Below are 23811 nucleotides of genomic sequence, written 5' to 3'. Positions count from 1 at the left end.
CGACGAACGCCGCAAGCGCGGCCAGGTGCTGCTGGAACCGGTCCGTACGGGACACCTTCGGCTTCGCCTCGGCGGCCTGCTTGGCGGCTGGGATCCCCCGGAGCCGGCCCGGCCCTGTGGATTGCGAAGCGGCCCGCTGTCAGGCCCCCAGGGAGGTGAGCAGGCGGGCCACCTCGTCCGTGACGGCCCGGCGCGCGGGCTCGAAGCACTTGCGCGAGTCCGTCAGATCGGGGTCGGCGGCCAGCATCTCCCGGACGACGCCGGTGAAGACCGTGGTCAGCCGGGAGGAGATGTTGATCTTCGTCATGCCGGCGGCGATCACCTGGGCGAGCTCCTCGTCGGCCACGCCCGACGAACCGTGCAGCACCAGCGGCACCGGCAGCGCCTCGCTCAGCGTGGTGACCAGGTCCTTGTCCAGGACGGCGGTCCGCTCGCGCATGCGGTGCGAGGAGCCGACCGCGACGGCCAGCGCGTCGACTCCGGTGGCCCGGACGAAGGCCAGCGCCTCGTCCGGGTCGGTCCGCACGCCGAACGCGTGCGCGCCGCCCTTGCCGCCCACCTTGCCGAGTTCGGCCTCGACGAAGACCTCGCGCTCGTGGCACCAGGCGGTCAGCTCCGCCGTGGCGCGGACGTTCTCCTCGTACGGCAGGTCGGAGTAGTCGACCATGACGGACCGTGCGCCCGCCTCGACGCCCGCGCGGATCATGTCCGGGTCGGTCAGGTGGTCGAGGTGGACGGAGAGCCCGGCGGCGGAGTCCTCGGCCAGGGCGAGCGTCGCGCGCAGCAGCGGCATCATGCCGCCGTGGTAGTCGATGCAGTTCTTGCTGATCTGGAGGACCAGCGGGATTCCGGTCTCCTCGGCGGCGGCGACGATCGCCTCGCCCGTCTCCAGGTGGATGACGTTGAAGGCCAGTGCGCCGACACCGGCTGCGCGTGCGGCGTCGACGATCGACGCGGTGGGGACCAGCGGCATGATCGGGATTCCTTTGCTTGGTGGGCGTGCCACTGCGTGCGGCGGTGCGCGAAGGGGCGGTGTGCAGAGCGGCGGTGCGCGAAAGGGAGGGGAGCCGGTCGGCGTCCGGGCCGAGCGGCGGACGGGGGCGGCCCACCGGGCCGGAGCCGCGGCGGGTCGCCCCCGTCGGAAGGTGGGCCCGGACCGGTCAGCCGGCGGGTTGCGGCTGGGTGGCGGTCAGGTGGGCGGCCAGGCTGCTGACCGTGGAGTGCGAGAACACGTCGACGATCCGCAGCCCCGGCCAGTGCGCGCGCAGCTCGGTGGTGACCCGGACGACCATCGCCGAGTCCACCCCCAGGTCGAAGAATCCGGTCTCCCAGTCGATCGCCGGCAGGCCCAGGGCTTCGGCGAAGACCTCCGCGATGGTCTCGGATGCGGTTTCCTGGGTGGTGGTCATGCCATCGCCTCCGAGAGCACCTTGCCGGCCCGGGCGACCCGGTCCAGCTCGCCGGCGTCGTCCATGTTCACGATCACCCCGTCGATGCCGCAGTCCCGGTACTGCCGGACCCGCTCGGCGACCTGGTCGGGGGTGCCGCACAGGGAGATGGCACGGACGGCCGACGGGCGGATGCCGTGCAGCTTGGCCAACGCCTCGGCGCCGCGCTCCAGTTCGGCCTCCGAGTCCCCGATGATCGCGGTGCCCAGCCAGGTCTTGGTGACGGTGTCCGGGTCCCGGCCGACGGCCTCGCAGGCCCGGTTCAGGACGCCGATCTTGTGGCGCACGGTCGCCGGGCCGCCGAAGAAGTTACAGCCGTCGGCCAGCTTGGCGATCATCGGGATGGTGGTCTTCTCGCCGCTGCCGCCGATCAGGATCGGCGGGCCGCCGGGGGTGGTCGGCTGCGGCACGTTCAGCGCGCCGCTGACGCGGTGGTACGTCCCCTCGAAGGACGGGGCGTGCTCGGTGAACATCGCCCGGCAGATCTTCACCGCCTCCCGCAACTCCCGCATCCGCTGCCCGAGTTCGGGGAACGGCATGCCGTACGCCTCGTACTCCTCGCCGTGCCAGCCGGCGCCGACGCCGAGCACCGCGCGGCCCTTGCTGATCACGTCGATGTTCGTGACCATCTTCGCCAGCAGGGCCGGGTTGCGGAACCCGACGGCCGAGACCAGGACGCCGAGCTTGGCCGTCGAGGTCAGCGCCGCGAGGGCGGCGAGCGTGGTGTACGCCTCCGGCATGGGGTCGGCGGCCTCGCCCACGCTGGAGATCTGGTGCACGTGGTCCATCGCCCAGATGCTGTCGAAGCCCGACTCCTCGGCCGTCCGCGCGACCGCGACGACGTGGTCGAACAGCCGGCTGTCCGGGACCTGGGGGAAGGCGTAGCTCGCGAACTGGAAACCGACCCGGGTGAACGGTGTTGCGGTCACACCCGCTCCAGCAGTCGCAGGTCGAGCAGGCGGGCGAGGAAGTCCTCCACCGGGCCGCGGACCTCGTCCACCGGCCGGCCGGTGACCTCGGCGACCCGCGCCACGACCTCGCGCACCGGACGGCTGCCGTCGACCTGGCGCCACACGTCGCGGGCCTCGGCGTCGAACAGGTAGCGCCCGATCAGGGTCTCGACCAGCAGGCCGTCGTCCTCACCGCGGCGCACGGTGACGTCGAGGGCACGGACGAGCACCTCGTCCATCAGGGTTGTCATGCGTCTGCTCCAGTCTGCTGGTGGTTCTCGATGAATTCCGTCATCGCCGAGATGGTCGGGGTCTGGAAGGCCAGGTCGAGCGGCAGCGAGAGGCACAGCTCCTCGTTGACCCGCGCGCCGATCTCCACCGCGGTGAGGGAGTCGCCGCCAAGGTCGAGGAAGTCCGCCTCGGGGTCGGTGCTCGTCAGGCCGAGGACCTGGGACCACGCGGTGGTCACCACCTCGGCGACGGTCGCCGCGTCCTGGCCGGCCGCCGCGGTGTCCGTGTCGTCCGGGTGCTGCTGAGGGGCCTGCTTCTCCATCCAGTGGCGCTGGGCGGCGAACGGGTAGGCGGGCAGCGACACCACCCGGCGCGTCTCGGTCCCGTAGTACCCGGCCCAGTCGATCGCCGCGCCGCGGGCCCAGGCGAGGGCGACGGTGTCGGAGAGCCGGTGGTCGGGGCCCAGGCGCAGGCGGTCCGGGGCGACGGGCGCCTTCGGTGCCCCGGCGGACTGCGCGCCGGCGTGCAGGACCCGGCCCAGCTCCTGCGCGGGGCCGCCGGCCAGCAGCCAGTCCGCCGCCGGCGCTGCGAACGGCGGGACGTCGACGCGGGCCAGGCTCACCCCGGCCAGCTGCAGGGCGCGCAGCGGGACGAGCACGGCCAGGGCGCCGGCGGCCTCCTCGGGCAGGGTGTCGAACACCGTGCCGTCCGCCCGTCCGCCCTTGGCGTCGAGCAGGGCCGTGTACTCGGCGAGCGCCGCGGCGGCCAGCGGTTCGGCCGCGGTCTCGCGCCGTGCCATGGCGACGAGTTCGTCGGGCCGGCCCTCGACCGCGAGGGAGATGCGGGTGGTGCGGCCGGTCGGCCGGTGCGGTGCGCGCAGGGCCGTCACCAGGTCCTCGGCGTCGGCGTAGGAGCCGGCCCAGCGGGCCGCGTGGGCGGGCCGGGCCACGGCGAGGGTGTACGCGGTGTCGGCGAACTCCCGCTCGGACAGCCGGGCCCCGGCCTCCAGCCGGTCGGCGAGGCGGGCCTTGGCCCGCGCGAGGTCGTCGTCGGTGCGCGCCGAGAGGACCACGGCCTGCCGGTCCCGGGGGGCCGGGTCGGTGTCCGCCTCGTCGGTGTCGGCCACGATCACGTGGGCGTTGGTGCCACCCAGACCGAACGAGCTGACGCCCGCGACGCGCCTGGCGTCCCGTTCGGGCCAGGCCCGCGTGCCGGTGTTGACGTAGAGGGTGGTGCCGTCGAGCTCGATCGCCGGGTTCGGCTCGGTGAAATGGAGGCTCGCCGGGATCACCCCGTGCCGGACGGCGAGGGTGGCCTTGATCAGCCCGGCCACACCGGCCGCGGCGTCGGTGTGCCCGATGTTGGTCTTCACCGAGCCGAGGGCGACGGCGCCCGGGCCGCGGTCGTCGTCGGCGAACACCCGGCTGAGGGCCTCCACCTCGATCGGATCGCCCAGCGGGGTCGCGGTGCCGTGGGCCTCGACGTAGGAGACCTCGCGCGGCTCCACGCCGGCCCGCCGCATGGCTGCCCGGACCACGGCCTGCTGGCCCTCCACGTTGGGCACGGTGAAGCCGGCCCGGGAGCTGCCGTCGTTGTTGGTGGCCCAGCCGCGGATCACGCCGTAGCGGCGGTCGCGGTCGGTGCGGGCCTGGCCGTCGCGCTTGAGCACGACCATGCCCGCGCCCGACCCGGGCACGGTGCCGGAGGCCCCCTTGTCGAAGGTCCGGCAGTGGCCGTCCGCGGAGTTGATGCCGCCCTGGACGTACTCGTAGCCGTCCACGTCGGGCATCAGCAGGCTGACCGCGCCGGCGACCGCGATGTCGCAGTCACCGGCCGCCAGGGCCTGGCAGGCCAGGGCGATCGCGGTCAGTCCGGTGGAGCAGCTGGCCTGGACGGTCAGGCTCGGTCCGCGCAGGCCCAGCTTGAAGGCGATCCGCGGCGCGAGGAAGTCCTTCTCGTTGGCCAGGGCCAGGCGTAGCTCGCCCAGGTTCTCCACGGCGGCGGTGTCGGGGGCGACGTGGTCGCGCAGGTAGGTGTTCTCGCCGGAACCGGCGAAGACGCCGATGACGCGGTCGCCGCCGCGGCCGAGGTAGCCGGAGTCCTCCAGGGCGGCGGCGGCCACCTCCAGCAGCACCCGGTGCTGGGGGTCCATCGCCGCGGCCTCGGCCGGCGGGATCCGGAAGTACTCGGCATCGAAGTCCTCGATGCCGCCGACCCTGCCGACCGCCCGTACGTGGTTCCCCTCGGCGGGGCCGCGCTCGATCGACTCGACGCCGGCCGTCAGATTGGCCCAGAACGCCTCCGCGCTGTCCGCGCCGGGGTAGCGGCAGGCCATTCCGATGATCGCGATCGGGGTCGCCGTTGTGATGACATCGCCTGTCACGGCTTGGGAGTCCTCTTCGTTCGAACGGTCACGGCCTCGAACGGCCGTGACCGGGGCGGTCATTACTCGGGCAGGACGGGCTTGGTCAGCACGGCCGGCGCGCCCGCGCCGATGTGCCGGTAGCGCCGGGCGGCGGCCCGCGCGACGAGGTCCGGGAACGTGTCCGCGTCGAAGGGTTCGAGTCCCTTGGTGGAGAAGCGTTCCAGGTAGGCGGGCCCGTACTGGGCGTCGTAGACCGAGAAGCCGGCGTTCGCGAGCGTGAGCACGGCCATCCCGGAGAGGAAGTTGCCGGACTCGGCGACCCGGTGGAACTTGGTCTCGCAGAAGTAGACGCCGCCGACCAGGACGCCGAGCTCGCCGGCGATCAGGTCATCGCCGTTCCAGACCTCGAAGGAGGAGGCGAGTCCGGCCCGGTGCAGGGCCCGGTACTGGTCGGCGATGGCCGGGGTGATCCACTCGGTGTCGTTGCTGCGCGGGGTTTCGGCGACGCCCTGCAGCACCTGCTCGAAGTCCCTGTTGATCCGCCCGGTCCAGCCGAGCCGGCGGGTCCGCTTCCACACGCTGTCCGGGAAGCGGGCGTGGGCGAGGTCGAGGTAGAAGCGCGGTTCGGGGACCCGCCAGACGATCTCGTCGCCCACGCCCCACGGCACGTGCCCGCTGAGGTAGCCGGCCAGGACCGGGTCGAGCGGCGCCGAGATCGTGTCCCCCGTCACGGGTCGGTCGCCGCTCACCCGAGGGCCGCCTCTTCGAGGTTGGTGACGGTGGTGCGGGCCCAGTTCGCGATGCGCAGGACGCAGTCGCGCTCCGACTCGCCGGGGCCGGGGCCCTGGAGGACCTGGGTGCGGTAGCCGTCGACGGTCAGGCCGGACGCCGGGGTCTCCTCGATGCGGCGCAGCAGCCACTTGTCGCTGCGGCACAGCGAACCGGCGAGGACCAGGGCGCCGTCGGCGATCCACGCCGCGGCGGTCATGGCGGCGATGCGGGCGCTCTTGACGTCGTCGTTGCGCAGCATGCCGGCCACGTCGGTGAGCCGGTTCTCGGCGTCGATCTTGAGGGTGCGGGTCAGGGCCCGCTGGTACGAGGAGGAGGCGATCAGGCGGCTGGTCTCCTCGAAGAACTCCTCGCCCTTGAGGGGCTTGGCGATCGAGAGCCGGTACACGAAGTCCTTGACGACGGTGCCGGACTCGCAGAACTCGGGCTCCTCCGCCGTCAGGTAGGGGGCGAGGGCCTGCGCGGGCGCGTCCGTCGGCCAGATCTTCAGGTCGATGCGGGAGTCGCCGTAGCGGCCCATCCAGGTCAGGCAGGTCAGGCCGCTCTCGTCGGTGCTGCGCCACATCTCCATCGTGTCGTCGACGGGCAGGTCGAGGTCGGTGTCGGTGAAGGCGTAGGCGTCGACGTCGCTGAACGGGTTGGCCCAGCCGGCCGCGGTGGAGCCGGTCAGGCAGATCGCCTTGGCCTCGGCGAGGCCCGGGAACTGCGCCAGCAGTCCGGCCAGGGAGACGTCGGGGGCGGTCAGCTCGCCGGGTTGGTCGCAGAGGACCTTCAGTGAGGGGGCGAAGGCGGGTCGGTCTGTCATAGGGGAGTTGTCCTCCGTAGTTCCCAACAGGGTGGAACCGGGCCGTGGGCCGGTGCGGAACGTGCCGAGACCGGGCCGGTCGCGCGGACGCGGCGGGGCGGCCGCGGGGCGGGCGCGCGGCCGTGCCGTCCGGGCGGCGGTGGGTCAGGCGGACTTCAGCAGCTTGTCCACGGCCCGGGTGAAATCGCCGAACCGGGGGTTGGCGAAGATGAGCTGTACCGGCACCTTGCGGAGCAGGGCGTCGGAGAGCTGGGCGCACATCCGGACCGCAGCGATGGAGGTGCCGCCGGCGTCGAAGAAGTCGGTCGTGGCGTCCACCTCCTCGGCCGGGGTCCAGCGGATCCACGCGGCGCGCACCGAGGTGGCGACGTCCGGTGCGGCGAGGACGCCGAGCTTGGCGCCCTGGGCGTGCTCCAGGCCCGAGGTCACCTGGATGCGGTCCGGCTGCCAGGCCGGCGGCAGCACCGCGGCGAGGTGGCCGGCGACGCGCTCGCGGACCTGCTCGGGGGCGTCGGCGGACTGGACGACGACCAGGAGCGCGTCCGAGTTCCGGTCCAGGCGGACGACGGCGCCGAGCACCCCGGCGCACTCCCGGGCGGCCGCGGCCAGGGACTCCCCGTTGACGGTGACCCCGCCGCGCTTGAGCCGGGTGAGGTCGGCGCGTCCGTGCAGGTAGACGTAGCCGTCGGAGGCGAGTGAGGCCAGGTCGCCGGTGTCGTGGGCGGGGGCCGCGCCGGCCGCCGGCCGGGCGCCGAGCAGGAGCCGGCCCCGTCCGTCGGTCCCGGCCTCGGGCCGCAGTTCGTAGCGCATGAAGGGCAACGGGGCGCCGACGGGCACGTCCTCGGGGTGGGCGGTGGCCTTGGGAAGTTCGTCGAAGTCGAAGACGAAGCAGGTCGGGGCGAGTTCCGAAGTCCCGTAGGCGTTCAGCAGTTTGACGCCGGAGAGCCGCTCGCGGGCCCACTCGACGAGCGGCCGGGCGACCGGCTCGCTGCCGAGGACCACCAGGCGGACGGAGGGCGGCAGGCCGCGCTCGGTCCTGCGCATGAAGTCGATCACGCCCATCCCGTAGGAGCTGGGCAGGTTGACCACGGTGATCCGCTGGGCCTCCAGGAAGTCCAGGAAGGTCTCGGCGGACGGCGCGTGCTCCCACGGCGGGACGACGACGGTGGCGTCGGCCCGGAAGGTCGGGACCACCTCCTCCACGAACACGTCGAACCCGGCCGGGGCGAACTGGAGCACCCGGTCGGTGTCCGTCAGTCCGTAGGCCTCGCGGATGTCGTGGAGGTAGGCCTCGAAGACCGCGCGGTCGATGGGGGCGATCTTCGGGTCGCCGGTGGTGCCGGAGGTGGCCGCCAGGTACACGGCGTCCGGCCAGGCGGCCGGCCGGTCCGCGCCGGTGGCGGTGACGGTGAACGCGCCGACGGAACCGGTCACCACGGCGGCGGCCCCGGAGGCCTCGCGCAGCCGGGCCCGTCGGTCGGCGGGGTCGGCGGCGGAACCCAGCAGGGGGATGTCACCGGCTTCCAGCACCGCCAGCAGTGCGACGACCGAGGGCAGGCCGCGGTCGCATTCGATGGCCACGACCTTGCGTCCGGTGCCGCCGGTCCGGCCGAGTTCGGCGGCCAGTTGCCCTGTCTGTGCGACGACGTCGGTGTGTCGCCACTCGTAACCCGCAGTCACTCCCACTCCTCCACTCACGCACCGCGCCGGGGCGGTCGTTTCGATCATTGGCCCACCGGAGGTGTCACCGGTGCAGTGCGGCATCGAGGTCCTCGGCCACGGACTCCGCGAGGCCGGTCCAGGACGGGCCGGAAAACAGGTGGTCGGCCCCCGCGAGTTCGCGGATCCGGGCGTGACCGGTGGTCTGGGCGTGCCATCCGACGACGTCGTCGAGGGCGATCTCGTCGTCGGCGGTGCCGCGGAAGACGGTGAGCGGCACGTCCCGGAGCGGTCCTTCGCGGTAGCGGTACTTGCTGATGGCCCGCATGTCGGCCTCCAGGACGGGCAGCAGCAGCTCCACGATGTCCGGTTCGGCGAGCAGGTCCTGGTCCAGGTAGCGCCGGGCGAGCTGCTCGCGGGAGACGAGTTCCTCGTCGGCGGCCTGGGCGGCTTGCGGAGGCGGGAGCTGCGAGGCCACGGCGAGGTGGACCACGGAGGGGCCGAGTTCCCGGGCGAGTTCGAAGGCGACCAGGGCTCCCGAGCAGTGGCCGAACAGGGCGACGCGCCGGTGGGGGAGGCCGGCGACGGCCTCCCGCACCTCGGCGATGATCTCGGCCACGTCGGTCAGGGCCGGTTCGGCCATGCGGTTCTCCCGGCCCGGCAGCCGTACGCCGTACACGCCGACGTCCTCGGGGAAGGCGTCCGCCCAGGTCCGGAAGACCACGGCGCTGGCGCCGGCCCAGGGCAGGCAGATCAGGGCCGGTCCGTCGGGGGTGCCGGGTGCCCAGGTCACGAGGGGTGTGGGCGCGGGCCGTTGCGGTTCGTCGGTGCTCATTCCGCGGCCGCCGGTTCGAGCGTCGGCGCCGGCGTCGGCGCCCCCGACCGGACCTGCCAGACGCCGGGCACGAAGAGGATGCCCACGGTCACCACCACGAGCAGGCCGGCGGAGCCGAGCATGACGGTGTTGGAGCCGATGGCGGCCCCGATCGGGCCGACCAGGGCGAAGCCGACGGGCTTGAAGACCTGGGAGCCGAAGAAGTCGAAGGAGCTGATGCGTCCGAGGGCCTCCTCGGGCACGTTCTCGTGCAGGGCCGTGTACCAGAGGGTGTCGCCGAGTTCGGAGCAGGCCCAGGCGAAGACCGCCACGCCCTGCAGCACCAGCAACGGGGCGCCGACCGCGAACAGGACGAAGAACAGGCCCACCGGGAGGATCAGGAACTGGCCGAAGACCAGGGGGAGTTTGGGCTTCACCCTGGTGGCGACGAGCGCGCCGAGGATGGCACCGATGGAGGTGGCCGCGAGCAGGCCGCCCCAGGCTCCGGCGCCGCCGAGGTCCTCCTTGGCGATCCGGGCGCCCAGCACCATGAAGACCGGGAACACGGCCAGCTGGAAGAGGCCGAAGGACGAGACGATCGTCCACACCCAGGTCCGGGAGGTGAACTCCTTCCAGCCGCCCTTGAGTTCGTTGAGGACGGACTCCGCCTTCTCCCGCTTCGGGTCGGCGATCCGCATGAAGCAGAAGGCGATCGAGGCGAGGAGGAAGGTCCCGGCGTCCGCGGCCATGCCCCAGCCCGCGCCGACGGTGGCCACCAGCAGGGCGCCCGCCATCGGGCCGATGACGCCCAGGCCGTTGCGGGACAGCGCCAGCAGGGCGTTGGCCTTCTGGAGGTGCTCGGGGCTGACGCTCTGCGGGACCACGCTCAGCGAGGCCGGCAGGAACAGCGCGTTGCCCAGGCCGTAGACGACCTGGAGCAGGGCGATCTTCCAGACGGTCGCCGAGTCGGACAGGACCAGGGCGCCCGAGGCCGCCTGCGCGCCGAACATCGCGACGTTGGCGGCGATCATCAGCTTGCGGCGGGACAACCGGTCGGCCCAGACGCCGCCGAGCAGCAGCAGCGCGATGGTGGGGATCTCGCGGGCCAGCAGGACCATGGCGAGGCCCTTGGGGCCGGCCAGGTCCAGCATGGCGAATGTCAGGGCGACCAGGGAGATCCCGTCACCGAGGGAGGAGATCGCCCGGGCGCCGAACAGCATCAGGAAATTGCGTTCGGTCAGCGGACCCCGTGGCCGTCGTGGCGGGATTGATGGCGCAGGCAAGCTTTCTTCTCCTCCCGAAAGTTCCCAAGCGCCGAATTTTGTTCGGTGCATCCCCGAGGCGCTTGAGAGCGATCAACATAACCCGCAAGACGGTGTACCGCCACCCAAATTGAGGAGTGAATCCACTTCACAAAGTGTTCGTGTGAAGTGTGCCACATCCACACATCCCGACTATCGGTGTCCGTTTCACCCGCTATCGGCGGGGAGAATCGGGTGGGGCGGTTCAGAACCGGACAACCGGCGCTTTTGCCGACGGATTCGCAGAGATCGCCGGAACCGGCTCCGGCGGTACCCCCGGCACTGGCCGCCGGATTCCACTTCTATGTCCGATTTGGGGGCCTCCGAGGGCCCGGGCGAATCGGGCAAGGCCTCCATCTCGCACAGAGCATGACATAGCGTCAACTTGCGGAACGTTAAACTCCGGGGGTAGCCCGCGGAAATTCCAAGGGTTAATATGGCTGCTCTCCGGTGCTCTCCGGCCCGCTCTCGATGCGGGCCGGGAGGTGTCGGAAGAACGGGGGAATCGGGCATATCTGCCCGTGTCGCAGCGGCTTCCTGGCTGTATTCACGCAGTTCAGGGCCGTTTTTTCGCGTGCCGTCCAGGACGGTCGCGTCATGCGGGACGACCGGCCATGCCGCCGGCGACTTCCCCGGAGCTGCCATTGGTGCGGAAGTGCCTTCCGACGTCGTTTGTGCGACGAGAATCGGTCGGTATTCCGGCGCATACCCGCAGACCTGCGCCGCGAATTCCTTCCGTCTCGAAAATCGACATCCGGAACGGGCCTCACGAGGACACCGCGGATCTAGAGAGGAAGCTGTGACCCCGATACGCCTGGCAATTGTTGGTGGCGGCCCCTATTGCACGTACGCGATGGAGAGGCTGGCCGCTTCGATAGGCGCCGAAGGCGACCCCGTCGAACTCGTCATCCACGTCTTCGAACGCACCGGGCAATTCGGTGCCGGCCGGGTCCACAGTCCTTTGCAGGCCCCCACGAGTTTCCTCAACCGCGTCGCCGGACACGTCTCCTTCGGCGCCGACGAGAGCGTCGAGGACGCCGGCCCGCTGCTCCCCGAGGAGCTCCGCCCCAGCCTCTACACCTGGGCCCGCCGCAGGTTCGACCGGACCGGCGACCCCCGCTTCGACATCGGCCCGGACGACTGGCCCAAGCGCTACCTGCACGGCCTCGCCCTGCGCGAGCAGTTCGACGCCTACGTGGACATCCTGCGGGGCCGCCCCGGGGTGACCGTCGAACTGCACCACCGCGAGGTCACCGACGTCGAGGACCTCGCGTCCCCCGGCACCAGCGGCCCGCTGCGCCTCACCTCCGTCCCCGCCGCCGGCCCGGGAGCCCCCGTGCACACGGACGTCGACCACCTGCTGCTGCTCACCGGCCACTCGTACAACGACCCGCGGCACTTCCCGCGGACCCGCCGGTGGGCCGAGGACGCCGAACGGACCCCGGGAGCCGCGTTCCTGGCGAGCGCCTACCCCCTGGAGGAGCGGCTCACCGCCGACGTCGCCGGCCCCGGCACCGTCGTCGGCTGCGCCGGGACGATGCTCACCGGCATCGACGCCGTCCTCCACCTCACCGAGGGCCGCGGCGGATGCTTCGTCCGCACCGAGGACGGCGCCCTGCGCTACGAGCCCTCCGGCCGCGAACCCCGCTCCATCGTCGCCTTCAGCGAATCCGGGCTCTTCGCCTTCGCCCGGCCGCTCACCCCCGCCGGCGCCGCCAAGGGCAAGCACCGGGGCGTCTTCCTCACCGTCGAGGCCGTCGACCGGATCCGCGAGAACTTCGGCAGCGACCCCGTGCGCGTCGGAGAGGTGACCCGGCGTCAGATCGACTACGACCGCCACCTCCTCCCGCTCATCACGGCGGAGATGGCCCTGCTCCACCACACGACGCTGTTCGGCCCGGACTTCGGCCGCCACCTCGTACGGGTCTCGGCCGCCGCCCGGGAGGACTTCCTCGACCGGACCGCGGGCACCGCCCCCGCGCAGGACTCCGTCGCCCACCTCACCGCCCCGCTCGACCGGGCCGTGGCCGAGGCGGTGGAAGCCGTCGAATCGCTGCTCCTCGGCCGAACCCCGTACCGCGACCTCGCCGCCCGGCCGCGCGACTGGTCCTTCCCCGAACTGCTGCGCCGCTACGCCGACGTGGTGCTCGGCGCCGAGAACCGCCGGAGCCTGGAGGCCGTCCTCGACGACCCGGCCCGCACGGCCGAACTCGTCGCCACACTGACCTCGCCGACCCGGCACGCCGTCCTGCCCTCGGGCAACCTGTTCTCCTGGGAACGCACCCTCGAACCCATCGCCCCGGGCGACCGCACCTCCCCCGAGCAGTACCGCAAGGCGATGGTCGAATTCATGGCCACCGACCACCTGTGGGCCCGCCAGGGCGTCTTCGAGAACCCCGCCAAGACCGCCGCGGACGCGGTCTGGCGCGGCCTGCGCCCGGTCATCGTGCACGCCGTCAACGACGGCGGCCTGCACGCCGACGCCCACCGCCGCTTCCTCGGCACCTGGCTGCGCCAGCACAACCGGCTCGCCTACGGCCCGGTCCCCGACGTCATGGACCGCATCCGGGCCCTCATCGAGCACGGCATCCTCGACGTGACCGCCGGCCCCGGCGCCCGGGTCGACACCGACGGCCGGCACCTCGTGGTCACCGGCCCGCACACCGGCGCCGCCCACCGCATCGACGTCCTCCTCGACGCCCGGGTCCCGGCCTTCGACGCCGCCGCCGACATCGCCCCCCTCTACCCCAACCTGCTGCGCCGCGGCCTGGTCCGCACCTGGGTCAACCCGCACCGGGGCGGCGGCGAGGACTTCCGGCCCGGCGGCCTCGACCTCACCGACGACTTCTGCGTCATCCGCCCGGACAGCAGCGTCGACCGGCGCATCAGCGTCCTCGGACCCGCCATCGAGGGACAGAAGTTCTTCCAGGGCGGTGCGATGAAGCCGGGCTCCGACCACCACGCCATGCGGTTCACCCTCCGCTGGTTGCGCACCTTCCGGGCCCAGGCCGGCCTGGGGAGCTGAAGCGGCCACGCCCGACCGCCCCTATCCGACCCCAGCAGAGACGCCACCGCCATGGACACCCACGCCCGCACCCAACCGAGCACCCCGGCCGCACACCCGACCGGGGTCCACCACCTCATCGGACAGCACGCCCGGCAGCACCCCGGCGCACCGGCCGTGCGCGAGGCGGTCACCGGCCGCGAACTCGCCTACGGCGACCTGTGGGACCTGGCGGGAGACCTCGCCGCACGCCTGACCGACGCGGGCCTGCGCCCCGGCGACGCCTGCGGCATCGCCCTCGACCGCGGAGCCCACCTGGTCGTCGCCGTGCTGGCCGCCGCCCGCGCCGGAGCCTTCTACGTGCCGCTCGACCTGGACGCCCCGCCCCAGCGCTCCGCCGCCCAACTGGCCGACGCCGCGGCGCGCTTCGTGGTCACCGCGTCCGGCGACGGCCGCGCGGCCGCCGTCGCGCCGGACCTGCCCAGGATCGAAGCCGTCCGCACCGCAGGAACGGCCGCACCGGACCACGGCCGCACCGGCCACGACGCCGACGGCCACGACGCCGGCGGGGACGACCCGCTGTACGTCAACTTCACCTCCGGCACCAGCGGACGCCCCAAGGCCGTCCTCGTCCCGCACCGCGCCGTGCTCCGGCTCGTCGACGAGCCGACCTACTGCACCCTGCGGCCCGGCACCCGGGTGGCCAACGTCGCCAACCCGGCCTTCGACGCCACCACCTTCGAGATCTGGGCCACCCTCGCCGCCCGCGGCACGGTCGTCGTCATGCCCTCCGTGGCCGCCACCGGCCTGGACCGCTGGCTGGACCTGCTGCGCGCCGAGGGCGTGGCGGCGATGTTCCTGACCACCTCGCTGTTCCACATGATCGCCCAGGAACGCCCCGGCGCCCTCGGCACCCTGGAGACGCTGCTCGTCGGCGGCGAGGCGCTGAGCCCCGAGGCCGCCCGCCGGGTCCTCGCCGCCGGCGGCCCCGACCGGCTGGTCAACGTCTACGGACCCACCGAGACCACCACGTTCGCCACCTACCACGACCTCGACGCCGAGAAGCTGCGCGACCTGGTGCGCGCACCCATCGGCGGCGCCATCCAGCACACCGAACTGCGCGTGCTCGGCCCCGACCTGGCACCCGTGCCCGACGGCGACCGCGGCGAACTGGCCATCGGCGGCCCGGGCGTGGCCCTCGGCTACCTGGGACGCCCCGAACTGACGGCGGAGCGGTTCACCACCCTGCCGGACGCCGCCGGCGACGGTGTGTTCTACCGGACCGGCGACCTCGTCCGCAGGCTCCCCGACGGCAGCCTGGAGATCTTCGGCCGGCTCGACCGCCAGGTGAAGATCCGCGGCTTCCGGGTCGAACTGGAGGAGGTCGAACGCGCCGCCGTGGCCACCGGCCTGGCCACCGCGGCCGTCGTCGAGAAGACGGGGGAGGGGGCCGCCGCCGTCCTGGTCGGCTTCGTCCTGCCCGCCGGGGACCGGCACGCGCCCGCCCGGACCGTGACCGAGCTGCAGGCCGCGCTCGCCGGCGAACTGCCCGGCTACATGCTGCCCACCCGGTGGACCGTCCTCGACGCCATCCCGCTGGGCCCCACCGGCAAGGCGGACCGGGACGCGCTGCTCGCCCTGGACCGGCCCGACACGCCCGCCGCGGCCTCCGACCCCGCCGCATCCGATGCCCCCTCCGCATTCGACTCCCCGGACCCCGGCGACGGCCCCGCCCCACAGGACGGCGATCCGGCCACCGAGGTCCGGCGCCTGTGGCGCGAGGTCCTGGAGGTCGCCGAAGCCCGGGACGAGGACAACTTCATCGAAGCGGGCGGCAACTCGATCCTCGCGATCCAACTGGCCGGCCGCGTCAACGAGGCCGTGTCCGCCGACCTCGGGCCGGCCGACGTCCTGCTGGCCACCGACCTGGCCGACCTGACCGAGAAGGTCCTGCACTCGGCGACCGCCCGGCGCTGACGGGAAAGACACGAAGGGGAGCAGAGCAGCGTGAAACTGATCCGACGGGGCGCCACCGACGCACCCCTGTCCGCAGCCCAGGAAAGCCTGTGGTTCATCGAACAGGCCCACCCCGGTACGGCCGCCTACAACGTGCCGCTGCTGCTGCGCTGGAACGAGGCGGTCGACGTGCCCGCCCTGCGCCGCGCCCTCCTGCGCACCGTCACCCGGCACGAGGCCCTGCGCACCGCCTACCGGCTGCACGACGGCCGCCCCCGGCAGGAGGTCCTCCCGCCCGGCCCCACCGACCTCGCGCTCCACCACGGCACCGCCCGGCCCGGCCCGGCCGAACTCACCGAACGCGCCCGCGCCCCCTTCGATCTGGCCTCCGGCCGCCCGCTGCGCTGCGACCTGTGGCAGGGCGCCCCCGAGGGCGACACCCTGCTCGTCACCCTGCACCACATCGCCTTCGACGGCTGGTCGCTGGGCACCTTCCTCGACGACCTCCACGACGGCTACCGGTCGGCGCTCGGCGCCGACGCGCCCGACACCGACACCGCCGCCGACACCGCCCCCGAACCCGACGTCCAGTACGCCGACTTCGCCCACTGGGAGCGCGCCTCCTGGGGCCTGCGCGACGTCGAGGGCCGCTCCGCCGCCCGCGCCGAGGAACTGACCGACGCCGACGACCCGCCGCTGTTCCCCGGCCGCGGCGCCCGCGGCACGCAAGCCCGCCCCGGCGGCCACCTCGCCTTCCCCGTCCCCGCGGACCTGTGGGAACGCACCGGCGCACTCGCCACCCGGCTGCGCGCCACCCCCTTCGTCGTCCTCTTCGCCGCCTTCCAGGAAGTGCTGCGCCGCTGGTCGGGCTCGACCGACTTCGTGGTCGGAACCGTCATGGCGAACCGGCCCAAGCGCTGCCTCGAAGGCGCGGTCGGCTGCTTCGTCAACACCGTGCCGCTGCGCTGCCGGCCCGCCGCCACGCAGACCTTCGAAGAACTGTGCGGCGACGCGCGCACCGAGTCCTTCCGCGCCCTGACCCACCAGGACCTGCCGTTCGACCGGCTCACCGCCCTCACCGCCGCCAAGCGCGGCACCGGACGGAGCTCGCTGACCGACGTCGCCTTCGGCGTCCAGAACGCGCCGATGCCGCGCACCGCCGGCCGGGCCCGCTGGCAGCAGCCCGAGCTGCTGCCCACCGGCACCGCCCGCTACGACCTGCTGTTCCTCCTGGAGGACCACCCCGGCGGGGTGACCGGCACGATCGAGTACGACCTCGACCTCTGCACCCCGCAGACCGCCGCCCGCTTCCGCGACGCCTACCTCGCGCTGCTCACCGCCGCCGTCGACGCCCCCGGCACGCCCCTGGCCCGGCTGCCGCTGTCGGCCCGCACCCCCCAGGCCCCCGTGCCCGGCGTCCTCGCCGGCCCGGCCCGGGACCACGCCCGCGCCGAGCCGCCCGCCGACCGCTCCCTGCTGGGCCCGCTGGCCGCCCGCCTCGCCGAGGACCCCGGGGCCGTCGCCGTCAGCGCCGGCACCGACCGGATCAGCCGCAGCGAACTCGACCACTGGTCCTGGGCGGTCGCCCACGCCCTCGCCGGCACCGGCACGCCGACCGGCGCCGAGGCCGCCGTTCCCGTCCTGGCCGCCCGCGGCCCCGCCCTGGCCGCCGGCTGGACCGGCGTGCTGCGCACCGGCCGCCCCTACGTGCCGCTCGGCCTGGACACTCCGGTGGAACGCCTGGAGTACATCCTCGGCGACCTGGGCGTGGACACCGTCCTGGCGGACGACGCCGGGGCCCGACTCCTGCGCGCCACCGGCGCGGACGTCCGGATCCTCGACCTCGACGCCCTGCGGCACGGCCCGACCGGTGAGCGCCGCGCCCCCGAACCGGCCGGCGAGGACACCGCCGTCGTCATCTACACCTCCGGCACCACCGGCCGGCCCAAGAGCGTTCCCGTCCCGCACCGCGGCCTCGCCAACACCGCGCTGTGGTGGGCGGACGACTCCGGCCTCGGCCCGGCCGACCGGCTGCTGTGCGTGGTGGGCACCTCCTTCGACCCGGCGACCTTCGAGACCTTCCGGGCCCTGGTCTCGGGCGCCGAACTCGTCTACGCCGACGACGTGGAACGCAAGGACGGCCGGGCGATGCTCGCGCTGCTGCGCACCACCACCGTGGCCGCGATGACCCCCGGCCTGCTGCGCGCCGTCCTCGACGCCGAGGACGCCGAGGACGCCACCGCCGACGGGGCGCGGCCCGGGGCCGGCACCCTGCGGATGCTGTACCTCGGCGGCGAGAAGCTGACCCGCGCCCTGGCCGCGGAGTGCCACGCCCGCTGGGGCGTGCCCCTGCGCAACGTGTACGGCCCCACCGAGGTCTCCTGCACCAGCCTGTGCGCGCCGGTCACCCCGGAGGACCCCCGGACCCCCGCCATCGGCCTGCCCGTCTGGAACACCCGCGCCTACGTGCTCGGGGCGGACGGCGAGGAACTTCCCCCCGGCATCCCTGGCGAGCTGTACCTCGCGGGCGCGGGCGTCTCGCGCGGCTACCTCGGCCGCCCCGACCTGACCGCCACCGCCTTCCTGCCCGACCCCTTCGCCCCCGCGGACGAGCCCGACGCCCGGATGTACCGCACCGGCGACCGGGTCGTGATCCGCGAGGACGGCCTGGTCGAGTACCTGGGCAGGGCCGACGAGCAGGTCAAGATCCTCGGCAACCGCATCGAGCCCGCCGAGGTCGCCACCCTGATCGCGGAGCAGCACGAGGCCGTGCTGTCCGCCGCGGTCACCGCCGAGGGCGACCCGGCGCGCCTGGTCGCGTACGTGGTCCTCGACGCCTCCGGCGGCGCGCTCACCCACGAGGACGTGGTCCGCCCGCTGCTGCGCTGGCTCCCGGCCGCGGTGCTGCCCGGGACGGTCCACCCGGTGGACGCCCTGCCCATGACCGTCAACGACAAGATCGACTTCCGGGCGCTGCGCTCCCTGCGCGCCGAGCCGCTGCCGCGCGCCGGACACCGCGCGGTCGGTGCCGACCCGGCCCACCGCTGGGCGAGCGACCGCTTCCTGGCGGCCCTGGCGACCGAGGACCGCGGCGCCCCGGCCGGCGCCGAGCAGCAGCTCGGACCGGACGACGACTTCTTCGCGCTCGGCGGGCACTCCCTGCTGGCCGTGCGGATGCTCGCCGCCGTCGAGCGCGAGGACGGCCTCGCCCTCGCCCTGGGCGACTTCCTCACCAGCCCGACCGTCGCCGGCTTCGCGGCCCTGCGGGACGCCGCCCGGGGCGCGCACCCGGGCACCGGCCGGGCCGGCGGCGACACCCGCCCGGGCGCCGCGCGGGCCGAGGACGGCCGGCACCCGGCGACCCCGGTCCAGCAGCGCATGGCGTTCCTGGACCGGGTCGCCGGCCAGCGCGCCGCCTACCTGGCCCCCACGGTGGTGGAGTCGACCGGCGCCGACCCGCGGCTGCTCGCCGCCGCCGTGGCCGCCGTCGTCGGCCACCACCCCGCCCTGCGCTCGCGGTTCCGCCTCGACCTGGCGAGCCGGCAGGTGCTGTGCACCACGGACGCCCCGCTGCCCGAGGTCGAGGTCTCCGACGTCTCCGGCCTGGACGAGGCGGCGCTCACCGCCCTGCTCACGGAGTACTGCTGGACACCCTTCGACCTCGCCGAGCAGGCGCCGGTCCGCGCCCGGGTCCTCACCGCGGGCCCGCGCACCCTGCTGGTGCTCGTCATCCACCACATCGTCGCCGACGGCTGGGCGCAGCAGCTCCTGCTCCGTCAACTCGGCGACGTGTACCGGGCGTTGGCGGACGGGCGGAAGCCGGAACTGCCGGCCGCGGTGCACCCCGCCGACCTGGCCGCCACCGGCCCGGCCGACCCGGAGGCAGCCGACCGGGCCCCGTCCGGCGCCGACCCGGCCGAAGCCCTGCTGGCCCGCCTGCGCGGCGCACCCACCGACATCGACCTGCCGCGGGACCGGGAACGCCCCCGGTCCCAGGACACCTCGGCCGACGTCCGCCGGGCCCGGCTCACCGCCGGGACCAGCGCCGCCCTGCGCGCGACCCTCGCCGCCGAGCGGGCCACCGTGTCGATGGCGGCCCCCGCGCTGCTCGGCGCGGTCCTGGCTGGGACCGGCCGCCAGCGCGACTTCCTCTTCGCCTTCCCCTGGGCGGGCCGGGCGACCGTCGCCGAGACCGAGGCCGTGGCCATGCTGGTCAAGACCCTCGTGCTGCGGGTCGACCTGCGGGACGAGCCGACCTGGCGGGTCCTGCTGGAGCGGGTCCGGGACGAGAGCGTGGCCGGTTACCGGTACGCGGACGTGCCCTTCGAGACCCTGGTCGCCGCACTCGACCCGGGCCGCTCCCTCGGCCGTCCGCCCCTCACCCCGGTGCTCGTCACCGCGGTCATGGACCCGCCCGCCGTCCCCGACCTCGGGCCCGCCGCGCAGTCCCGGCAGCTCCCGCCGCCCGGGCTGCGGATCAAGTACGAACTCGAACTCACCCTGCGGGACACCGGCGACCGCATCGAACTCGAACTGGCCTACGCCACCGCGCTGTTCGACGCCGCCACCGCGCAGACGCTACTGGACGCCCTGGTCCGGGCCGCCGACCGGCTGGCCGCGGAGCCGGACGGCCCGGCCCTGCCGCCGCAGCCGGACCAGCGCGCACACACCGACCGGCCCGACCCGGGCCAGGAGACTGGAGAAGCACGACCATGACGGACCCGATCGAGGACGTACGCCGGATCTGGAGCACGGTGCTCGGCGCCGAGGTCCAGGACGTGGACGTCAACTTCTTTGACGCGGGCGGCCATTCGCTGCTCGTCATGGTCCTCCAGGAACACCTGGAGGAGATCACCGGACGCGAGGTCGCCATCGAGGACCTCTTCGAGCACCCGACCGTCCGCGCCCAGGCGGTCCTGCTGACCGACCGTCCGGCCACCGCCGCCCCGGCGGACACCGCCCTCGGCGGCCGCGACCGCTCCCGGCTCCTCGGCCGCAGCGGCACCACCCCCGGAGGCGCCGCGTGAACGCCGGCACCGACATCGCGGTCATCGGCACCGGCTGCCGCTTCCCCGACAGCCCGGACGCCGCCACCTTCTGGGACAACCTGCTCCGCGGCGTCGTCTCGACCCGCGAGCAGAGCGAGGAACGGCTGCGCGCCACCGGCATGTCGGACGCGGAGCTGAAGGACCCGGCCTTCGTGCCGGTCGCGGCCACCGTCCCCGACGTGGAGCTGTTCGCCGCCGAGTTCTTCGGCTACTCCCCGGCCGAGGCCGAACTGATCGACCCGGCCCACCGCCTGTTCCTCGAAGTGTGCTGGGAGGCACTGGAGTCCGCCGGGCACGCGCCCTCCGGCAGCGGCCCCGTGACCGGCGTGTTCGCCAGCGGCGGGCCGAGCCCGTACACCTTCGGGCTGCAGGCCGCGAAGGTCCGCGAGCACGGCCTTGCCGCCGCCGTCGACGACCTGGACCTCACGCTCGGCGGCACCGCCGACTTCATCGCCTCGCGGGTCGCCTACAAGCTCGGCCTGCGCGGGCCCTCCGTCGGCGTGCAGACCGCCTGCTCCTCCTCGCTCACCGGCGTCCACATGGCCGTCCTGAGCCTGCTCTCCGGCGAGTGCGACCTCGCCCTGGTCGGCGGCGCCGCCATCAGCGACCCCCTGGTGGGGTACACCCACGCACCCGGCGGCGTGATGTCCGAGGACGGCCACTGCCGCCCCTTCGACGCCCGCTCCACCGGCACCGGCGCCGGCGCCGGCGTGGGCGCCGTGGTCCTGCGCCGCCTCGCCGACGCCCTCGCCGACGGCGACCCGGTGCTCGCCGTCATCCGCGGCAGCGCGATCGGCAACGACGGCGCCGTACGGTCCGGCTTCACCGCGCCCAGCGCGGCGGGCCTGGCCGGCGTGGTCGCCGGGGCGCTCGCCGTCGCCGGGGCGCCGGCGCACACCGTGCGCTACGTGGAGGCCCACGGCTCGGGCACCCAGCTCGGCGACAGCCTCGAACTGCGCGGCCTGACCGACGGGATGCGCGCCGCGGCCCGCGACGCCGGCAGCCCCCAGCCCGCCCCCGGCGGCTGCGCGCTCGGCTCGGTCAAGGCCAACATCGGCCACGCCGGCTGGGCCGCCGGAATCGCCGGGTTCATCAAGGCCGTCCACGTGGCGCGCACCGGCGTCGTGCCCCCGCACCCGTCCTTCGAACACCCGCGGGACCCGGGCGTGCTGGCCGAGAGCCCCTTCCGGATCCCCACCGAGCAGGCCCCGGTCCGGGACGGCGACGACTGGCACGTCCTGGTGAACTCGATGGGCCTCGGCGGCACCAACGCCACCGTCGTCCTCGCCCCGCCGCCCGTGCCGACCCGGCCGTCGGCCGAACCCGGCGACCGGGTGCGCCTCGTGCTGTCCGCCCGGACCCGCACCGAACTCGACGCGCTCTCCCGCGCCGTCGCCGACCGCCTCGACGCCGGCGCGCCCGTCGGCGACGTCGCCCACACCCTGCGGGTCGGCCGCTCCGCCTTCGCCGAACGCCGGGTCGTGACCGCCGCCCCGGACCGGCTGGCCGCCGCCCTGCGACTGCCCCGACCGCCGCACGCCCGTACCGTACGGGCCACCTCCCGCCGGGTGCTCCTCCTGCCCCCGGCGCAGCCCGCCGTGCCCGCCCGGATCCTCGACCACCTCGTCCGGGCCTTCGCCGGCCAGGCCGAGGTGGCGGCCGGCCCGGCCGAAGCCCCCGCCGACGCCCACGTCCTCGCCCTGGTCGGCGAACCGGGCACCGCGGGCCGGCACCCCGAGCTGCTCATCGACGCCCACGGCGTGCCCACGCCCGACGCCCTCGACGAGGCGCTCACCACGGCCTGGCTGAACGGCGCCGCCGTCGACTGGGAGTACCTCGCCCGCGGCGGCCGCGGCCGCCGCCTGGACCTGCCCACCTACCCGTACGAGCGCCGCCGCTACTGGGCGCTGGACCACACCGCCCTGCCCCGGGCCGGCGCCCCCGCGGCCACCGCCGCGGCGCCCGCACCGCGCACCCGCACCGGCTCGGCCACCACGGACACCCTCCTGGACATCTGGACCGAACTGTTCGGCTCCGACACCATCGACCCCGACGACGAGTTCGGCACCCTGGGCGGCACCTCGCTGCTGTCCGTCCGGATGGGCCTGGAGATCCACGCCCGCCTCGGCGTCCTGGTCAACCTGCACCGGGCCGGCGGCAGCAAGGCCACCGTCCGGCGCCTCGCGGCCATCGTCGACGCCAGGAACACCGCGGACACCGGCCCCGACGAGCACGACCGGATCGCCGACGGCGAGGGCGCCCTCGTCGACGCCGACCTCGCCCTGCCGCTCGGCGAGACCGCCCCCGGACAGGCCCCCGGCACGGGCGTCCTCCTCACCGGCGCCACCGGCTTCCTCGGCGCCTTCCTGCTGCACCAGCTCCTCGACACCACCGAACACCGGGTGTACTGCCTGGTCCGCGCCGACGACGAGGCCGAGGGCCTGGAGCGGCTGCGCCGGGCCGCGGCGGCCTACGCCCTGCCCGCCCCGGACCCCGACCGGGTCCGGGTCGTCCTCGGCGACCTGAACACCGTCGAGCAGGTCTGCGAGGACCACCGGGACGGCGAACTCGCCCGCGAGGTCGGCCGGATCCTGCACTGCGCGGCCAGGGTCGTGTTCACCGAGCCGTACAGCGAACTGCGCTCCGAGAACGTGCTGGCCACCCTCGGCCTGCTGCGCTGGGCGCGCCGGCACGGGATCCGGGACTTCGGGTTCGTCTCCTCGCTCGCCGCCACCGGCGCGGCGCTCGGCGGCGACGGCCGGACCACGGAGACCCGCGAACAGCCCCTCGACCCCGCCCAGGGCGGCTACGGCGTCGGCAAGTGGGTCTGCGAGCGGCTGCTCGAACGTGCCGAGCCCGAGGGCATGCGGGTCCGGATCTTCCGGCCCGGCCTGATTCTCGGCTCCACCCGCACCGGCGCCTGCAACCCCAAGGACATGATCTGGCGGATGCTCGCCTCCGGGCTGGCCACCGGCGTGCACCCGCTCGACGACCGCCCGATGCCGATGGCCCCCGTCGACCTGGTCTCCAGGGCCGTCGTGGACCTGCTGTTCGCCCCCGGCGCGGCCGGCCGCGCCTACCACCTGGTCGCACCCGAGGGCTACGGCGCCCGCCGGCTGTTCGCCCTCCTCGGCGAGGCCGGCCTGCCCACCGGGCGGGCGAGCCGTTCCGACTGGCTCACCGCCGTCGCCGACCGGGCCCGCGCCGGCGACAACCCCATCCTGACCAGCATGGCGCTCTACGACCTGGCCGACCACGAGGGCGCCGACGCCGGCGTCGAAGCCGAAGCCTGGAAGCCCTGGCTGCAGGAGGGCGGACACCTGCCCGTGCCCACCGCGGCACTGCTGCGCTCCTCGCTCGCGCACCTCGCCGGCCGGGACCCGCACTACCGCGAACTGCTCGGCGCCACGCTCGCCGCAGCATCCGACCGAAACGAGTGAA

General features: G+C 74.3%; 15 protein-coding genes. 5 read left to right on the top strand and 10 right to left on the bottom strand.

Annotated features, from left to right (window positions below; all coding sequences use genetic code 11):
• Window positions 1-139: 139 nt before the first annotated feature.
• The 10 genes from AB0D10_RS34630 to AB0D10_RS34585 form a co-directional block, all read right to left on the bottom strand.
• Window positions 140-973, bottom strand: a complete 834-nt coding sequence (locus AB0D10_RS34630; RefSeq protein WP_360263225.1) for a class II fructose-bisphosphate aldolase — start codon at window positions 971-973, stop codon at window positions 140-142.
• Window positions 974-1160: 187 nt separating this feature from the next.
• The gene (locus AB0D10_RS34625; protein WP_360263222.1) at window positions 1161-1409 is read right to left on the bottom strand and encodes an acyl carrier protein; all 249 of its coding nucleotides are present in this window, start codon (window positions 1407-1409) and stop codon (window positions 1161-1163) included.
• Window positions 1406-2377 (bottom strand): TIGR03560 family F420-dependent LLM class oxidoreductase, encoded by a 972-nt coding sequence (locus AB0D10_RS34620; RefSeq protein ID WP_360263219.1) that lies wholly within the window; start codon window positions 2375-2377, stop codon window positions 1406-1408. Before AB0D10_RS34620 ends, AB0D10_RS34625 begins: the two co-directional genes overlap by 4 nt.
• Entirely contained in the window at window positions 2374-2649 is a 276-nt protein-coding gene (locus AB0D10_RS34615) for a PqqD family peptide modification chaperone (RefSeq protein ID WP_360263216.1), read from the bottom strand. Before AB0D10_RS34615 ends, AB0D10_RS34620 begins: the two co-directional genes overlap by 4 nt.
• A complete protein-coding gene (locus AB0D10_RS34610) occupies window positions 2646-5012 on the bottom strand; it encodes a beta-ketoacyl synthase N-terminal-like domain-containing protein (protein WP_360263213.1) in 2367 nt (788 codons plus the stop codon). The genes AB0D10_RS34615 and AB0D10_RS34610 overlap by 4 nt, the downstream gene beginning before the upstream one ends.
• A gap of 62 nt (window positions 5013-5074) precedes the next feature.
• Window positions 5075-5743: a leucyl/phenylalanyl-tRNA--protein transferase gene (locus AB0D10_RS34605; protein WP_360263210.1), complete on the bottom strand. Its 669-nt coding sequence runs from the start codon at window positions 5741-5743 to the stop codon at window positions 5075-5077.
• Entirely contained in the window at window positions 5740-6588 is an 849-nt protein-coding gene (locus AB0D10_RS34600) for a hypothetical protein (RefSeq protein WP_360263207.1), read from the bottom strand. Before AB0D10_RS34600 ends, AB0D10_RS34605 begins: the two co-directional genes overlap by 4 nt.
• A 144-nt stretch (window positions 6589-6732) precedes the next feature.
• On the bottom strand, window positions 6733-8268 hold the full coding sequence (locus AB0D10_RS34595; RefSeq protein WP_360263205.1) for a non-ribosomal peptide synthetase: 1536 nt from the start codon (window positions 8266-8268) through the stop codon (window positions 6733-6735).
• 64 nt (window positions 8269-8332) lie between these two features.
• Window positions 8333-9082, bottom strand: a complete 750-nt coding sequence (locus AB0D10_RS34590) for an alpha/beta fold hydrolase (protein WP_360263202.1) — start codon at window positions 9080-9082, stop codon at window positions 8333-8335.
• Window positions 9079-10395: an MFS transporter gene (locus tag AB0D10_RS34585; protein ID WP_360263199.1), complete on the bottom strand. Its 1317-nt coding sequence runs from the start codon at window positions 10393-10395 to the stop codon at window positions 9079-9081. The genes AB0D10_RS34590 and AB0D10_RS34585 overlap by 4 nt, the downstream gene beginning before the upstream one ends.
• Before the next feature lie 766 nt (window positions 10396-11161).
• Here AB0D10_RS34585 and AB0D10_RS34580 point away from each other — a divergent pair.
• Genes AB0D10_RS34580 through AB0D10_RS34560 form a run of 5 tightly spaced genes read left to right on the top strand, consistent with a single transcriptional unit; the run spans window position 11162 to window position 23810 of the window.
• A complete protein-coding gene (locus tag AB0D10_RS34580) occupies window positions 11162-13387 on the top strand; it encodes an FAD/NAD(P)-binding protein (protein ID WP_360263196.1) in 2226 nt (741 codons plus the stop codon).
• A 51-nt stretch (window positions 13388-13438) separates the two neighbouring features.
• Window positions 13439-15343: a non-ribosomal peptide synthetase gene (locus AB0D10_RS34575; RefSeq protein ID WP_360263194.1), complete on the top strand. Its 1905-nt coding sequence runs from the start codon at window positions 13439-13441 to the stop codon at window positions 15341-15343.
• A 30-nt stretch (window positions 15344-15373) separates the two neighbouring features.
• Window positions 15374-20038, top strand: a complete 4665-nt coding sequence (locus tag AB0D10_RS34570) for an amino acid adenylation domain-containing protein (RefSeq protein ID WP_360263191.1) — start codon at window positions 15374-15376, stop codon at window positions 20036-20038.
• Window positions 20035-20349, top strand: coding sequence for an acyl carrier protein (locus AB0D10_RS34565; RefSeq protein ID WP_360263188.1), 315 nt, complete (start codon window positions 20035-20037; stop codon window positions 20347-20349). The genes AB0D10_RS34570 and AB0D10_RS34565 overlap by 4 nt, the downstream gene beginning before the upstream one ends.
• On the top strand, window positions 20346-23810 hold the full coding sequence (locus AB0D10_RS34560) for a thioester reductase domain-containing protein (RefSeq protein WP_360263185.1): 3465 nt from the start codon (window positions 20346-20348) through the stop codon (window positions 23808-23810). Before AB0D10_RS34565 ends, AB0D10_RS34560 begins: the two co-directional genes overlap by 4 nt.
• Window position 23811 lies beyond the last annotated feature (1 nt).

The sequence above is a fragment of the Kitasatospora sp. NPDC048545 genome, assembly GCF_040651155.1.
Taxonomy (GTDB): Bacteria; Actinomycetota; Actinomycetes; order Streptomycetales; family Streptomycetaceae; genus Kitasatospora.
This window is presented reverse-complemented; position numbering and strand designations above follow the sequence as displayed.

What these genes read in the sequence shown, in the direction of transcription:
- AB0D10_RS34630 (WP_360263225.1), bottom strand. Translation starts at nt 973, where the DNA reads ATGCCGCTGGTCCCCACCGCGTCGATCGTCGACGCCGCACGCGCAGCC.
- AB0D10_RS34625 (WP_360263222.1), bottom strand. Translation starts at nt 1,409, where the DNA reads ATGACCACCACCCAGGAAACCGCATCCGAGACCATCGCGGAGGTCTTC.
- AB0D10_RS34615 (WP_360263216.1), bottom strand. Translation starts at nt 2,649, where the DNA reads ATGACAACCCTGATGGACGAGGTGCTCGTCCGTGCCCTCGACGTCACC.
- AB0D10_RS34600 (WP_360263207.1), bottom strand. Translation starts at nt 6,588, where the DNA reads ATGACAGACCGACCCGCCTTCGCCCCCTCACTGAAGGTCCTCTGCGAC.
- AB0D10_RS34590 (WP_360263202.1), bottom strand. Translation starts at nt 9,082, where the DNA reads ATGAGCACCGACGAACCGCAACGGCCCGCGCCCACACCCCTCGTGACC.
- AB0D10_RS34585 (WP_360263199.1), bottom strand. Translation starts at nt 10,395, where the DNA reads ATGCACCGAACAAAATTCGGCGCTTGGGAACTTTCGGGAGGAGAAGAA.
- AB0D10_RS34575 (WP_360263194.1), top strand. Translation starts at nt 13,439, where the DNA reads ATGGACACCCACGCCCGCACCCAACCGAGCACCCCGGCCGCACACCCG.
- AB0D10_RS34565 (WP_360263188.1), top strand. Translation starts at nt 20,035, where the DNA reads ATGACGGACCCGATCGAGGACGTACGCCGGATCTGGAGCACGGTGCTC.